Here is a 15,231-nt window from a genome sequence, read left to right as displayed (position 1 = left end):
AACCTGTGGTCATCTGGTGCCGTCGGGCCGTGGCGTGGGCGCGGCGGCGCTGGCATGCTGGTCGCCTGACTGGACGGGCATCGGTGAGGCGGATGGGCAGGGCAGGCACCAGGAAGGCGGCGCTGGTCGTCGCGGCCCAGGGCGGTGACGACCGGGCGCTCGACGGGCTCGTCGCCGGTCACCTGCCGCTGGTGTACTCGATCGTGCGGCGGGCGCTCGCGGGGCATCCGGCCGCCGTGGACGACGTCGTGCAGGACGCGATGGTGCGGGCGCTGCGGCAGCTGCCGTCGCTGCGGGAGCCGGGGAGCTTCCGGGCCTGGATCGCGGCGATCGCTGTGCGGCAGGCCGCCACGCACCTGCACGGGGAGCGGGTCGCCGCCGGGCGGCGGACGGCGCTGGACGACGTCGCCGGTGCGGCCGATGCCGGGGACTTCGAGGACCTCACCATGCTGCGGCTGGAGCTGGCGGCGCAGCGGCGGCAGGCGGGGCAGGCGGTGGCGTGGCTCGACCCCGACGACCGGCTGCTGTGGTCGCTCTGGTGGCTGGAGGTCGGCGAGGAGCTGAGCCGGGCCGAGCTCGCCGCCGCGCTCGGCGTGAGCGTCGCGCACGCCGGGGTACGGGTACAGCGCCTGCGCCGCCGGCTGGAGCAGGCCCGCACGCTGGTCGCCGCGCTCGACGCCCGGCCGCGGTGCCCCTGGCTCAGCACCCTCGTCGCGGACTGGGACGGCATCCCGGGCCCGCTGTGGCGCAAGCGGATCGGCCGGCACACCCGGTCCTGCGCCACGTGCGCCGGCGCCGCCGAGGACCTTGTCGACACCGAGCGGCTGCTGACCGGGCTCGCGCTGCTGCCCGTGCCGGTGACCCTCGCCGCCGCGCTCGCCGCCCACGGCCTGCCCACCACCGCACCGACCGCCACGTCCGCCGCCGCCGCACCCGTACCCCCGGCTACGGGCGCCCTCGCCGCTCCTGCCGCCGGCGCCACTGCCGTCGGCGGGCCGCCCGCCGCCGTGACCGGGGCTTCCGCTGCCGCCGTGGCGGGGACGCCCGCTGCCGCCGGGTGGCTGGCGGGCGTCCCGGTCGCCAAGGTCGCGGCCGCCGTGACGGTCCTGGCCGGCGCCGCTACCGCGGTCGTGGCCTGGCAGCCCGGCCGCCCTGACCCGAAGCCCCCGGCGGTGACCGCACCGTCCCGGACACCTCCGCCGGACACCACGCCGCCCGCAGCGCTGCACCTCGGACCGGTGTCCCTGGAGTCCGGCGCCGTCCCCGGGCGGTACCTCGGCACGACCGGCCAGCTGGGCGCCCTCGTCACCGCGAGCGGCCCCGCGACGTTCGAGGTCGTGCCGGGCCTGTCCGACGCGGCGTGCTTCTCGTTCCGTTCGGCGAACGGGCAGTACCTGCGCCACCAGTCGTGGCGGCTGCGGCTCAGCCACGACGAAGGCAGCTTCGTGTTCCGCGGCGACGCCACGTTCTGCCCGACCGTCACCGACACCGGCGAGGTCTTCCTGGAGTCCGCCAACTACCGCGGCCACTTCGTGCACCGCCAGGGCGACGAGCTGTGGGTCGACCAGGCGGACGGCAGCGCCGCGTTCCGCGCCGACAGCGCGTTCCGGGTGCGCCCGCCGCTGTCATGAGCCCCGCCGATCCCGCCGAATCGGCGCCGGGCCGCGGGGGCGGCAACTACCGTCAGGACGGTGGGCTTGCGGGGCACGGTGGTCGCGATCGTCGTGTCGAGCGTGCTGCTCGCCGCGTGCGGCCCCGGGTCGAAGCCACCGGCCGGGGCGCCGTCAGGGCCGCCGCCGTCGGGGGTGCTCGTCCTGTACGACACGACCGGGCCGTTCGGTGACCTCGGCGAACTGTACGCCGTCCAGGCCGGCAACCTCGCGTCCCACTTCGGGAAGTGGGAGGCGGCGCCGGTCACCAGGTACGCGCGGGGCAGCGCCGCACGGCACCGGCTGACGATCTACATCGGGTCGACGTACGACGAGCCGCTGCCCGACGCGTTCCTCGCCGACGTGGCCGGCGGCGCGCCCGTGCTGTGGATGGGCGCGAACATCTGGCAGCTCATCGGCAAGTACGGCGGCACGGGACTCGACTCCGCGACCATCGACGAGACCGCCGTGTCGGCCGTCCGGTACCGCGGGACGGAGCTCACCCGCAACCCCGCCGCCGGCGCCACGGTCCGCGTCGGCGTCGCGCCGGACGCCAAGGCGACGACGCTCGCCGGCGCCGTCCAGCCCGACGGCTCGGAGGCTCCGTATGCGGTACGGGTGGGCGCGCTCACGTACCTGACGGAGGTGCCCCTGACGTACGTGACGTTCGACGACCGGTACCTGGTCCTCGCCGACCTGCTCTACGCGCTGCTCGACCCGCAGGCGCCGGACCGGCACCGGGCGCTGGTGCGCATCGAGGACGTCGGCCCGCACTCCGACCCCGCGCAGCTGCGCGCCATCGCCGACTTCCTGTCCGCCCGCAAGATCCCCTTCGCGGTGGCGGTGTTCGCGGTGTACGACGACTGGGCGGGCGTGTACTCCGGCGGCGTGCCCGTACACCGGCCGCTGAGCGGCACGCCCGCGGTCGTCGACGCGCTGCGGTACATGAGCGACCACGGCGGCACGCTCATCATGCACGGCTACACCCACGGCCTCGCCGGTGTGCGCAACCCGTACGGTGTCAGCGCCGAGGACTACGAGTTCTACCGCGCCCACGTCGACGACGCCGGTGTGGTCCAGCTGGACGGGCCGGTCCAGGACGACTCGCCGGAATGGGCGCTCGGCCGGCTCACCGCGGCCCGCCAGGAGTGGACCGCCGCGGGGCTGACACAGGCCGACATCTGGGAGTTCCCGCACTACACGGCCAGCGCCGCCGACTACCGGGCGATCGCCTCGGCGCCGGGTGTCCGGGCCCGCTACGAGCAGGTCCTGTACTTCTCCGGCGTCCTGTCCGGCACGCCGGCCGGCACCCGGTCGGTCAGCCAGTACTTCCCGTACCCGGTGCAGGACGCTTACGGGACGCCGGTCATCCCGGAGACGCTCGGCAACGTCGCCACCCAGCGGTTCAACCAGCACGGCGTGCGGCTCGCCGCGGACCTGATCGCCTCCGCGCGCCGCCAGCTCGTCGTCCGCGACAACGTGGCGAGCTTCTTCTACCACCCGTTCCTCGGCCTGCAGTACCTGCCGGAGCTCGTCGACGGCATCCAGCGGCTGGGCTACACCTTCGTGCCGGCGACGTCCCTCCTGTGAGTTTCTGTGAACTCCTGTGAAGCGGAAACGTGCGCTTCGGGGTGCCGATCGCTGGGTAGTGACCTAGGGTCGGGGCGAGGCGTGCAGCAAGGGGGTGTTTCGTGGGCATCCGCACCTGGATCGAAGGCTGGCCGGTGTACCGGCAGCTCACAGGCACCGACCCGCTGGGCCGCGGCGCCGCGGCGAAGTCGGGCCGCTCCGCCGCCCTGACCGCCCGCACCGAGACCGCCGACTCGATGGCGAGATCCGTCTGCCCGTACTGCGCGGTCGGCTGCGGCCAGCGCGTCTACGTCAAGGACGGGCGGGTCACCCAGATCGAGGGGGATCCGGACAGCCCGATCTCGCGCGGCCGGCTGTGCCCGAAGGGGTCGGCGAGCAAGAGCCTGGTCACCAGCCCGCTGCGGCAGACGAAGGTGCGCTACCGCCGGCCGTACGGCACCGAATGGGAGGATCTCGACCTCGACACGGCGATGGAGATGATCGCCGACCGGACGCTCGCCGCCCGCGAGCAGAGCTGGGAGGCCGCCGACGAGGACGGCCGGCCGCTCAACCGGACACTCGGCATCTCCGGCCTCGGCGGCGCCACGCTGGACAACGAGGAGAACTACCTCATCAAGAAGTTGTTCACCGCGATGGGCGCCATCCAGATCGAGAACCAGGCCCGTATTTGACACTCCGCCACCGTCCCCGGTCTGGGGACCAGCTTCGGTCGCGGCGGCGCCACAGGGTTCCAGCAGGATCTCGCCAACGCTGACTGCATCATCATCCAGGGCTCGAACATGGCCGAGGCCCACCCGGTCGGCTTCCAGTGGGTGGTCGAGGCCAAGCAGCGTGGGGCGAAGGTGTTCCACGTCGATCCCCGGTTCACCCGGACCAGCGCGCTCGCGGACACGTTCGTGCCGCTCCGCGCCGGGTCGGACATCGCGTTCCTCGGCGGTGTGGTCAACCACATCCTGAGCAACGAGCTGGACTTCCGGGAGTACGTCCTCGCGTACACCAACGCGGCCACGATCGTCAGCGACGACTACCGCGACACCGAGGACCTCGACGGGCTGTTCTCCGGCTTCGACCCGGACCTGCGCACCTACGACCCGACCAGCTGGCAGTACGCGGGGCACGAGGAGACGTCGGCGGACCAGCACGACATGCACGCGCACCGGGAGACCGGCGGCGGGCTGCGGCACGAGTCGCACGGCCCGCCCGTACCGGCGGACACACAGCGCGACGAGACGCTCCAGCACCCGTACTGCGTGTACCAGATCCTGAAGCGGCACTTCTCGCGGTACACGCCGGAGGTCGTCGAGCAGGTCTGCGGCGTGCCACCGGAGCAGTTCCTCGCGGTGTGCGAGGCGTGGACGGCCAACTCCGGCCGCGAGCGTACGACCGCGCTCGTCTACTCGGTCGGCTGGACGCAGCACAGCGTCGGCGTCCAGTACATCCGCACGGGCGCGATCATCCAGCTGCTGCTGGGCAACGTGGGGCGCCCCGGCGGCGGCATCATGGCGCTGCGCGGCCACGCGAGCATCCAGGGCTCCACCGACATCCCGACGCTGTTCAACCTGCTGCCCGGCTACCTGCCGATGCCCCACCACGAGCAGCACGAGACGTTCGACCAGTGGATCGACAGCATCCGCCACCCCGGGCAGAAGGGCTTCTGGGCGAACGCCCGCTCCTACGCGACAAGCCTGCTCAAGGCGTACTGGGGCGACGCCGCCACGGCGGACAACGACTGGTGCTACGACTACCTGCCCCGGCTGACCGGCGACCACGGCACCTACCAGCAGGTGCTGAACATGATCGACGGCAAGGTCAAGGGCTACTTCCTGCTCGGGCAGAACCCGGCGGTCGGCTCGGCGCACGGCAAGGCGCAGCGCCTCGGCATGGCCAACCTGGACTGGCTCGTCGTCCGCGACCTGTACGAGATCGAAAGCGCGACGTTCTGGAAGAACAGCCCGGAGATTGACAGCGGCGAGATCGTGCCCGAGGAGTGCCGCACCGAGGTGTTCCTCCTCCCGGCGGCCTCCCACGTGGAGAAGGAGGGCACGTTCACCCAGACCCAGCGGCTGCTGCAGTGGCGGGAGAAGGCCCTCGACCCGCCGGGCGACTGCCGCTCCGACCTGTGGTTCTTCTACCACCTGGGCAGGCTGGTCCGGCAGCGCCTGGCCGGCTCGACCGACCCGAAGGACCGGCCGCTGCTCGACCTCGCCTGGGACTACCCGGTGCACGGCGAGCACGACGAGCCCAGCGCCGAGGCGGTGCTCAAGGAGATCAACGGGTACGAGGTGGCGACCGGCCGGTCGCTGTCGAGCTTCCTGGAGTACCGCGACGACGGCACCACCGCCGGCGGCTGCTGGATCTACAGCGGCGTGTACGCCGACGGGGTCAACCAGGCCGCCCGCCGCAAGCCGCGCACCGAGCAGGACGAGGTCGCCCTCGAATGGGGCTGGGCGTGGCCGATGAACCGGCGCATCCTGTACAACCGTGCCTCCGCCGACCCGGAGGGCAACCCGTGGAGCGAGCGCAAGGCGTACATCCGGTGGGACGCGGGCCGGGGCGAGTGGGTCGGGCCGGACGTGCCGGACTTCGAGAAGACGAAGCCGCCGCACTACCAGCCGCCGGAAGGCGCCAGCGGCCCCGACGCGCTCGCCGGCGACGACCCGTTCATCCAGCAGGGTGACGGCAAGGGCTGGCTGTTCGCGCCGGGCGGGCTCGTCGACGGGCCGCTGCCGACGCACTACGAGCCGGCCGAGTCGCCCGTACGCAACCCGCTGTACGGGCAGCAGGCCAACCCGACGCGCAAGATCTACGACCGCGCCGACAACCCGGCCAACCCGGTGGGCAGCCCGGTCTTCCCGTATGTGTTCAGCACCAGCCGGCTCACCGAGCACCACACCGCCGGCGGGATGAGCCGCACGCTGTCCGTGCTGTCGGAGCTGCAGCCGGCGATGTTCGTCGAGGTGTCGCCCGAGCTGGCGGGCGAGCGTGGGCTCACCCACCTGGGCTGGGCGCACATCGTCACCACCCGCGCCGTCATCGAGGCGCGGGTGATGGTCACCGACCGGCTCACCCCGCTGCGCATCGACGGGCGGCGCGTCCATCAGGTGTGGATGCCGTACCACTGGGGATATGCGGGACTGACCACCGGCGACTCCGCGAACGACCTCATCGGCATCACGCTCGACCCGAACGTGCTCATCCAGGAGAGCAAGGTGGGCACGTGCGACGTCCAGCCCGGCCGGCGGCCGACGGGTCCGGCGCTGCTGGCGTACGTCGAGGGGTACCGCCGCCGCGCCGGCCAGGTCTCGAAGGAGCCGGGATGAACAGTCTCTTCGGTCCGCTGGACCCCGCACCCGACGCGGGCTACACCGACGCGCCGGATCGGGTGGGGTTCTTCACCGACACCAGCATCTGCATCGGCTGCAAGGCGTGCGAGGTCGCGTGCAAGGAGTGGAACGGCGTGCCCGGCGCGGGGTTCAACCTGCTCGGCATGTCGTTCGACAACACCGGCGGGCTGACCGCGAACTCGTGGCGGCACGTCGCCTTCATCGAGCAGCCCCTCCGCCACCGCCCGGTCGCGGACTCCGCCGTGTCAGCCACCGCGGACGTGCTTGCGGCCGCGACCACGGCGGACACCGGCACCACGCCGGGCGTGCCGGCCGCAGTGGAGCCGGAGGCCGCCGCCCGCACGACGCAGTTCCTCGGTATGCCGGGTCGTGACCTGCCGGGGCACCGGCCGGCAGAGGAGCGCGGCGACCTGCGCTGGCTGATGATGTCGGACGTCTGCAAGCACTGCACGCACGCGGCGTGCCTGGACGTGTGCCCGACCGGCGCGCTGTTCCGCACCGAGTTCGGCACCGTCGTCGTCCAGGAGGACATCTGCAACGGCTGCGGCTACTGCATCCCGGCCTGCCCGTACGGCGTCATCGACCAGCGCAAGGAGGACGGGCGCGCCTGGAAGTGCACGCTGTGCTACGACCGTATCGGCGACGGCCTGACCCCGGCGTGCGCGAAGGCGTGCCCGACCGAGTCGATCCAGTACGGGCCGCTGTCCGAGCTGCGCGAGCGGGCCGGGCGGCGGGTCGAGCAGCTGCACGCCGCCGGGGTGCCCGAGGCGCGGCTGTACGGCGACGACCCCGGCGACGGCGTGGGCGGCGACGGCGCGTTCTTCCTGCTGCTGGACGAGCCGGAGGTGTACGGCCTGCCGCCGGACCCCGTCGTCACGACCCGCGACCTGCCGGCGATGTGGCGGCGGGCCGGGTTCGCCGCGCTCGCGATGGCGGCGGCGGCGGTCGCGGCGTTCGCCGGCGGGCGGCGATGAGCGCCACCGGCCGGCCGCGCCGCACCGGCCTCGGCGACCTGGTCCGGACCTTGGCCGGCAAGCCCCGCCGCGCCGGCACCGTACCGTCGGCGACTGCTCCGCAGGGCATCAGTCCGCATGTCGATGACCCGCAGGGCTCCGGTCCGCAGAGCGACAGGCGGCAGAGCGACAGGGGGCGGGGCGACGGGCAGCGCGGGGAAGGACGTCGCGGGGGAGGGCGGGGCGAGCGCGAGGAGCTGCGGGTGCCGCGGGCGGACTTCCGCTCGTACTACGGCCGCCCCATCGTCAAGGCGGCGGTCTGGAAGCACGACATCGCCGCGTACCTGTTCACCGGCGGGCTCGCGGCCGGCTCGGCGCTGCTGGCCGCCGGCGCCGACGTGAGCGGCCGGCCCGCGACCCGCCGCGCCGGCCGGGTGGCCGCGTTGGGTGCGCTCGGCGCGAGCACGTACTTCCTCGTCAACGACCTGGGCCGCCCGGAGCGCTTCCACCACATGCTGCGGGTGGCGAAGCCGACCTCGCCGATGTCGATGGGGACCTGGATCCTCGCCGCGTTCGGACCCGCGGCCGGGCTGGCCGCCGTCGCCGAGGCGGCGCCCTGGCTCCCGCGCCGCGGGCCGCTGGGCCTGGCCCGGCGGGCGCTGCCGGCGACCGGCCGGGCCGCCGGGTTCGCCGCCGCGGCGCTCGGCCCGGCGCTGGCCACCTACACCGCGGTCCTGCTCGCCGACACGGCCACGCCGTCCTGGCACGAGGCGTACCCGGACCTGCCGATCGTCTTCGCCGGCAGCGCCCTGGCCAGCGGCGCCGCGGTCGGGTTGATCGGGGCGCCGTGCGCGGAGTCCGGGCCCGCGGTCCGGATGGCGGTCGCCGGTGCGGCGCTGGAGCTCGTCGGCTCCCAGCGGATCGAGACGCGCCTCGGGCTGCTCAGCGAGCCGCACCGGCAGGGCCGCGCCGGCAGGCTGCTGCGCGCCGGGCGGGCTCTCACCGTCGTGGGCGTGCTCGGCGCGCTCGCCGGCCGGCGCAGCAGGGTGGTGTCCGCCCTCTCCGGCGCGGCGCTGCTGGGCGCGTCGGTCGCCACCCGGTTCGGCATCTTCGAGGGTGGCCTGGCATCGGCCCGCGATCCGAAGTACACCGTCGTCCCCCAGCGCGCCCGCCGTACGGAGCCGGCCCCGGGCCGATGACGGCAGTCGACGCTGCGGCTGTCACATCGGCGGCGCCGGTCAGCGCACGATGATCGTGACGCCGTCGGTGGCGGGGCGTAGCTCGCCGATCACCGGGTAGCCGGGCACCTCGCCGGCGATCAGCAGCCCGCCGGAGGTCTGCGCGTCGGCGAGCAGCAGCAGCTCGTCGGTGGTGGTCGGGCCGAAGTCGCCGTGGGGGCGCACCCAGTCGAGGTTGCGGCGGGTGCCACCGCTGACGAACCCGGCGGCGAGCGCGTCGCGGGCGCCGTCGAGGTACGGCACGGCGCCCGCCTCCACGAACGCGGTGACACCGCTGGCGCGGGCGAGCTTGTGCAGGTGCCCGAGCAGCCCGAAGCCGGTCACGTCCGTGGCGCAGCCGGCACCCGCGGCGAGCGCGGCGGCGGAGGCGTCCCGGTTCAGTTCGGTCATCGCCGCCACCGCGTGCGGGAACACCTCGCCGGTCGCCTTGTGCCGGCTGTTGAGCACGCCGACGCCGAGCGGCTTCGTCAGCGTCAGTGGGGTCCCGGCGCGCCCGGCGTCGTTGCGCAGCAGCCGGTCGGGGTCGGCGAGGCCGGTCACCGCCATCCCGTACTTCGGCTCCGGGTCGTCGACGCTGTGCCCGCCCGCGACGTGGCAGCCGGCGGACCGGGCGACGTCGAGCCCGCCGCGCAGCACCTCGGCGGCCAGCTCCATCGGCAGCACCTCGCGCGGCCAGCCCAGCAGGTTCACCGCGACGACCGGGTGCCCGCCCATCGCGTACACGTCGGACATCGCGTTGGCGGCGGCGATGCGCCCCCAGTCGTACGCGTCGTCGACCACCGGCGTGAAGAAGTCCGCGGTCGCGACGACCGCCGTGCCGGGTCCGGTGCGGACCACCGCGGCGTCGTCGCCGTCGTCGAGGCCGACGAGCAGCTCACCGGGGCCGGCGGTGCCGGTCGGACCGGTCAGCCCGGCCACCACCGACTCCAGCTCGCCGGGTGGGATTTTGCACGCACAGCCACCTCCGTGCGCGTACTGCGTGAGCCTGACCTGCCGCACGGTCACCATCCCGATACTGTTGCACGAGTGGCCACGAATCGCCTGTGATGTCGTGCCCCGTTGGAGGCGTTCAGGTGGCTGGTGCCCCTCCCGGTCTTCAAAACCGGAGTGGCCCGGAATCCGGGTCAGGCGGGTTCGATTCCCGTCCGCTTCCGCTTGACACCACCCACCGGAGGTGACGATGACGTCGCCCGACCCGCAACGGCCCGCGCCGCCCGCACCGGCGGTGACGCCGGGCCCGCACCGGGCCGACCCGCGGCGTGCGGTGCCGCGGACCGATGTGGTGCTGGCCGATCCGCGGCTGGAGGCGGCGGCCACGGCGCTGGGCCGGACCAGGGTGAAGGCGGCCGTGCGGGACGCGCAGGAGCGGGCGCGGCGCGGCGAGATCACACCCGGTGACGTCGCCGATGCCGCCGTGGCCGCGCTGCCCGCCGGGCCGGCCGGGCCGCGCCGCGTCCTCAACGCCACGGGGGTCGTGCTGCACACCAACCTCGGCCGGGCGGCGCTGTCGCGAGCGGCGGTCGAGGCGGTCGTCGCCGCGTCCGGCCACACGGACGTGGAGCTGGACCTCGGCACCGGCCGCAGGGCCCGGCGCGGGCGCACCGCCATGGCCGCGCTCGCCGCCGCCGTCCCGGACGCGGGCGGGGTGCACGTCGTCAACAACGGCGCGGCGGCGCTGGTGCTGGCCGCGACCGCGCTCGCCGCCGGCCGGGAGATCGTCGTCAGCCGCGGCGAGCTGGTCGAGATCGGCGACGGGTTCCGCCTGCCCGACCTGCTCGCGTCCACGGGCGCGCGGCTGCGGGAGGTCGGCACCACCAACCGCACGACCGTCGCGGACTACCGGGCGGCGATCAGCCCCGGCACCGGGCTGGTGCTGAAGGTCCACCCGTCGAACTTCGTGATGCGTGGCTTCGTCGCCGCGGCGGGCGTGGGGGAGCTGGCCGGTCTCGGGCCGCCGCTGGTGGTCGACATCGGCTCGGGCCTGCTGGCGCCGGACCCGCTGCTGCCCGACGAGCCCGACGCCGCGACCGCGCTGCGTGCCGGTGCGAGCCTGGTGACCGCCAGTGGCGACAAGCTGCTCGGCGGGCCGCAGGCCGGGCTGCTGCTCGGCGACGCCGGCCTGGTCGAGCGGCTGCGCCGGCATCCGCTCGCCCGGGCGCTGCGGGTGGACAAGCTGACCCTCGCCGCGCTCGAGGCGACGCTCGCCGGCCCGCCGACGCCCACCTGGGTCGCGCTGCACGCGCCGGTGGAGGAGGTCCGGCGGCGGGCCGGGCGGCTCGTCGAGCGCCTGGCCGCGGCGGGGGTCGCGAGCGAGGTCGTCGACGCGGACGCCGTGGCGGGCGGTGGCGGCGCGCCCGAAGTGCGGCTGCCGTCGGCGGCGGTCGCGCTGCCCGAGGTGTACGCGGAGCCGCTCCGCCTCGGCGAGCCCCCAGTCGTCGGCCGGGTCGAGCGCGGACGCCTGCTGCTGGACCCGCGCTGCCTGCCGGAGGACGGCGACGATCTGGTCGTCGCCGCCGTCGTACATGTGGCGCGGGAGACCTGACGTGCGGGTGATCGCGACGGCCGGCCACGTCGACCACGGCAAGTCCACCCTGGTGCGGGTGCTGACCGGGATGGAGCCGGACCGGTGGGCCGAGGAGCGGCGCCGGGGCATGACGATCGACCTGGGGTTCGCGTGGACGGCGCTGCCCTCCGGTGCGACCGTCGCGTTCGTCGACGTGCCGGGGCACGAGCGGTTCGTGCCCAACATGCTGGCCGGCGTCGGGCCCGTGCCGGCCGTGCTGTTCGTGGTCGCCGCCGACGGTGGCTGGATGCCGCAGTCGGCCGAGCACCTGGCCGCCCTCGACGCGCTCGGCGTGCGCCACGGCGTGCTCGCGGTGACCCGCGCCGACCTCGCCGACCCCGGGCCGGCCCTCGAACGGGCCCGCGCCGAGCTGGCGGCCACGTCGATCGGCGAGGTGGAGGCCGTGGCCGTCAGCGGCGCGACCGGCGCCGGCCTCGACGACCTCCGCGCCGCCCTGGACCGGATGGTGGCGGCGCTCCCGGCGCCCGGCGTGGACCTGCCGGTGCGGCTCTGGGTCGACCGGTCGTTCGTCATCCGGGGCAGCGGCACCGTGGTCACCGGCACGCTCGGCGCCGGACGGGTGAGCGTCGGCGACGAGCTGGAGCTGGCCGGGTCGGGCCGGACCGTCCGCGTCCGCGGCCTGCAGGCGCTCGGCACGCCGGAAGGGTCGGTGGCGGCGACCGCGCGGGTGGCGCTCAACCTCCGTGGCGTCGACCGCGGCGCCGTCGGGCGGGGCGACGCGCTGCTGACCCCCGACGCGTTCCTCCTCACCGACCTCGTCGACGTCCGGGTCACCGGCGGTCAGGTCGCCGACCTGCCGGCGGCCGTGGTGCTGCACCTCGGCGCGGCTGCGGTGCCGGTGCGGGTGCGCCCGCTCGGCCCCGACACGGCGCGGCTGCGGCTGGCCCGGCCGGTGCCGCTGCACGTCGGCGACCGTGCGCTGCTGCGCGACCCGGGCGCGCACGGGGGCGCGCACAGGGTGGCCGGCGGCGTGACCGTCCTGGACGTCGCCCCGCCGCCGCTGCGCCGCCGGGGTGCCGCGGCCGAGCGCGCCGCCGTGCTCGCCACGCTCGACGGGCGGCCGGACCCGGCGGGCGAGGTCCGCCGCCGCAGGACGGTCCGGCGGGCGGAGCTGCGCCGGATGGGGGTGCCGCCACCGTACGAGCCGCTGGCCGGCGACTGGCTCGTCGACCCCGGCCACCGCGACGACCTGCGCCGCCGGCTGGGCGACGAGGTCGACCGGTACGCGCGACAACACCCGCTCGAGCCGGACGCGCCGGTGGAGGCGCTCCGCCAGGCCCTGGAACTGCCCGACCGGGCGCTGGTGGAGGCACTGGTGGGCCCGCCGCTGATCGCCCGCGCCGGGCGGGTGGGCCGCGCCGAGCGCCCGCCCGGGCTGCCCGCGCCGCTCGCCGCGGCGGTCGAGCGGATCCGGGCGGACCTCGCCGAGGACCCGTTCGCCGCGCCCGACGCCGACCGGCTCGCGGAGCTGGGCCTCGGCCATCGGGAGGTCGCCGCGGTGGTGCGGGCCGGCGCACTGCGCCGCGTCGGCGACTCGGTCCTGCTGGCACCGGACGCGCTGGACGTCGCCGAGCGGATCCTGCGAGGGCTGCCCCGGCCGTTCACCCTCAGCGAGGCGCGCCAGGCACTGCGCACGACCCGCCGCGTGGCCGTGCCGCTGCTGGAGCTGCTGGACCGCAACGGCGTGACCGTCCGCCTGCCCGACGGCCGCCACGACATGACCTCGCCCGCCGCGACGCATTGAGCGCGCCGGGCTCAGTGCCGGATCAGGCCGCCGACGGTGACCGGTGCGACGTGCCCGGTCGCGGGACGAGTCGGTGCCGGCGCGAGCCTGACCTCGACCCGGCCGCAACGGCGCCGACGGGGTCGGCGGGTCAGTGGGGGAGCAGCCGGCCGGCGATGGCGCGGGCGGCGGCGTCGCGGCTTCCGGGGTCGCCGCGGACGGATCGGCCGAGCTCGATGTGAACGAACTGCGCGCCGAGGTCGTCGGCGGCCTGGCCCTGGACGTTGGTGGTGCCGGCGAGCCGGCCGGTGGTGGCCCAGGCGCGGCAGACGACGACGCCCGCGTCCTGCAGGCCGGATGCCACCTCGCGGGCGAGGGGAGAGGCGCGGCCCGCGCCGGTCGACACGACGGCCTGCGCGCCGGGGAAGTGCTCGTCGGCGAAGCCGTGCAGCTGCACCTGGCTCAGGCCGCCGCGGGCCAGCTCCGTCGCCAGGACATGGAACATCGACATGTCGTTGTGGGCGACGTCCGCGGCGCCGTGCCCCGCGGCGCGATGGGCGCCGGCCATGAGCAGGACGCTGCCGGGGACGAGGCGGTAGAGGGCGACGCCGAGCTTGTCGGTGTCGGTGTCGGAGCCGGGGTGGGGCACCTCGACGACGTAGCGCGGCGGCGCGGACCGGTCGGCGAGGACGAGCCCCCAGGCCGGCGCGTCGGTCACGCTCATGGAGAACATGCTGTAGCGGCGCCCGGTCGCGGCGTCGACGCTGTGGGCGGTGTCGTACCCCAGGCAGCCGAACGCACCGACGACATCGGTGACGTCGTCGGACCCCGCCAGCAGCAGCCGCGCGGCGGCCCGCCCCTGTGCCCGCTCAGTCTGGTCCGGGTCCCGGTAGGGCCCGTCGCGGGACAGCAGCGCCGTGCGGGCCTCGACCACCGCCAGGAGGTCGTCGGACGGCGCGGGCAGCGCCTGCTCGGAGCACCGCGGCGGCCGCGGCAGGGGACACTGTCCAAGATTATCCAACCCGGCCGACCCGATTGGAGCCCGACATGCGAGAGCGCGCGCTGCGAGCGTTGCGGACACACGTTCCCGAGCTGGCCGGCGGCGCGGTCACCGAGCTCGGCAGCGGCCTGGACAACACGGCGTTCCTCGCCGGCGACCTGGTCCTCCGGGTCGCGGAGGCGGCCACTGTACGACGTGAGGCGGCGCTGCTCGATGCGCTGGCCGGACGGGTGTCGCTGCCTGTGCCGGCGGTGCGGTTCGCCGACGAGGAGACGGGCGTGCTGGCCTATCCGCTGCTGCCCGGCCGCCCGCTGCTGGGCCGGCAGGCGCCCGCGGCGCTGGCGGCGCCGATCGGTCGGTTCCTGCGCGAGCTGCACGCGATCGATCCGGCCGAGGTGGGCGGCCTGGTGCCGGTCGAGGACGCCGACCCGGCCGAGTGGCTGGAGGACCTCGACGGCCCGGCCGAGCTGCTCCACCGGCTGCACGCCGGCGTCCCGGCGCCCGCGCCCCGCAGGGTCCTGGCACACGCCGACCTCGGCGCCGAGCACATCCTGGAGCGCGACGGCGCGGTCACCGGGGTCATCGACTGGACCGACGCGGCCGTCGCCGATCCCGCGCTGGATTTCGCCCGGCTGTACCGCGACTTCGGCGCCGACTTCCTGGCCGCGGTGCTCGACGTCTACGGCGGCCCGACCGACCCCGGGTTCGGCGAGCGGGTCGTCTTCTTCGCCCGGTGCGCGGCGCTGGAGGACATCGCGTACGGCGTCCCGGAGTACGTCCGAGCCGCCGAGCGCTTCCTGTCGGCCGACGCCGACGCCGGCGACGACTGATCCCTGCGGGGTGAACCCAGCTCGGTGCAGTTCCTGTCCCAGGTGGCCTGAAAATCGTTCACCTTATTGGAATCCGTCAATGCGGCCACGCGGGATGGTTCCTCGGCGCCATGGCATAAGCGCCAACGCGTTCAACTCGAACCTGGAGTACCGCAAGACCAACGGCTCCTGCTCCAACGGCATCGTTTCGGCCTGGATCGCCTGGGCCTGATCGGCGCGGTGCAGACCGCTAGTATTACGGGTTCCGGACCAGTGACAGTGGCCCGGAACCCGCCCCTGTTCTGCATGATGATCGCCTATTCGACGGGGAATGCGCGCTG

10 protein-coding genes and 1 tRNA gene are annotated in these 15,231 nt (G+C 75.0%); 9 read left to right on the top strand and 2 right to left on the bottom strand.

The features are described from left to right. The first annotated feature begins 92 nt into the window (after positions 1 to 92). The 5 genes from ACFY3L_RS40315 to nrfD all read left to right on the top strand — a co-directional run bounded on the left by ACFY3L_RS40315 (position 93) and on the right by nrfD (position 8,735). Positions 93 to 1,631 (top strand): sigma-70 family RNA polymerase sigma factor, encoded by a 1,539-nt coding sequence (locus ACFY3L_RS40315; protein ID WP_389336978.1) that lies wholly within the window; start codon positions 93 to 95, stop codon positions 1,629 to 1,631. Between the two features lie 60 nt (positions 1,632 to 1,691). Beyond that, a complete protein-coding gene (locus ACFY3L_RS40310; RefSeq protein WP_389336975.1) occupies positions 1,692 to 3,239 on the top strand; it encodes a DUF2334 domain-containing protein in 1,548 nt (515 codons plus the stop codon). A gap of 101 nt (positions 3,240 to 3,340) precedes the next feature. Beyond that, positions 3,341 to 6,559, top strand: coding sequence for a formate dehydrogenase (gene fdh, locus ACFY3L_RS40305; RefSeq protein WP_389336972.1), 3,219 nt, complete (start codon positions 3,341 to 3,343; stop codon positions 6,557 to 6,559). Further along, positions 6,556 to 7,557: a 4Fe-4S dicluster domain-containing protein gene (locus ACFY3L_RS40300; RefSeq protein ID WP_389336970.1), complete on the top strand. Its 1,002-nt coding sequence runs from the start codon at positions 6,556 to 6,558 to the stop codon at positions 7,555 to 7,557. The genes fdh and ACFY3L_RS40300 overlap by 4 nt, the downstream gene beginning before the upstream one ends. Continuing rightward, on the top strand, positions 7,554 to 8,735 hold the full coding sequence (gene nrfD / locus ACFY3L_RS40295) for an NrfD/PsrC family molybdoenzyme membrane anchor subunit (protein WP_389336967.1): 1,182 nt from the start codon (positions 7,554 to 7,556) through the stop codon (positions 8,733 to 8,735). Before ACFY3L_RS40300 ends, nrfD begins: the two co-directional genes overlap by 4 nt. 39 nt (positions 8,736 to 8,774) lie before the next feature. On the opposite strand, the gene selD is transcribed toward nrfD, so the two are convergent. Next, positions 8,775 to 9,782, bottom strand: a complete 1,008-nt coding sequence (selD, locus tag ACFY3L_RS40290) for a selenide, water dikinase SelD (RefSeq protein WP_389336964.1) — start codon at positions 9,780 to 9,782, stop codon at positions 8,775 to 8,777. A gap of 53 nt (positions 9,783 to 9,835) precedes the next feature. Here selD and ACFY3L_RS40285 point away from each other — a divergent pair. From ACFY3L_RS40285 to selB, 3 genes are all read left to right on the top strand, one after another. Continuing rightward, positions 9,836 to 9,929 (top strand) — tRNA-Sec (locus ACFY3L_RS40285). A gap of 25 nt (positions 9,930 to 9,954) precedes the next feature. After that, the gene (gene selA, locus ACFY3L_RS40280; protein WP_389336961.1) at positions 9,955 to 11,316 is read left to right on the top strand and encodes an L-seryl-tRNA(Sec) selenium transferase; all 1,362 of its coding nucleotides are present in this window, start codon (positions 9,955 to 9,957) and stop codon (positions 11,314 to 11,316) included. 1 nt (position 11,317) lies between these two features. Continuing rightward, positions 11,318 to 13,102 (top strand): selenocysteine-specific translation elongation factor, encoded by a 1,785-nt coding sequence (gene selB / locus ACFY3L_RS40275; protein WP_389336958.1) that lies wholly within the window; start codon positions 11,318 to 11,320, stop codon positions 13,100 to 13,102. A gap of 130 nt (positions 13,103 to 13,232) precedes the next feature. On the opposite strand, the gene ACFY3L_RS40270 is transcribed toward selB, so the two are convergent. After that, a complete protein-coding gene (locus tag ACFY3L_RS40270) occupies positions 13,233 to 14,102 on the bottom strand; it encodes a hypothetical protein (protein WP_389336955.1) in 870 nt (289 codons plus the stop codon). A 26-nt stretch (positions 14,103 to 14,128) separates the two neighbouring features. On the opposite strand from ACFY3L_RS40270, the gene ACFY3L_RS40265 reads away from it, so the two are divergent. Beyond that, a complete protein-coding gene (locus ACFY3L_RS40265) occupies positions 14,129 to 14,911 on the top strand; it encodes a phosphotransferase (protein WP_389336951.1) in 783 nt (260 codons plus the stop codon). Positions 14,912 to 15,231: the final 320 nt, after the last annotated feature.

This window comes from Dactylosporangium sp. NPDC000521, assembly GCF_042898305.1.
Lineage (GTDB): Bacteria > Actinomycetota > Actinomycetes > Mycobacteriales > Micromonosporaceae > Dactylosporangium.
The sequence above is the reverse complement of the archived record's forward strand: the minus strand, read 5'-3'. Positions and strand labels throughout refer to the sequence as shown.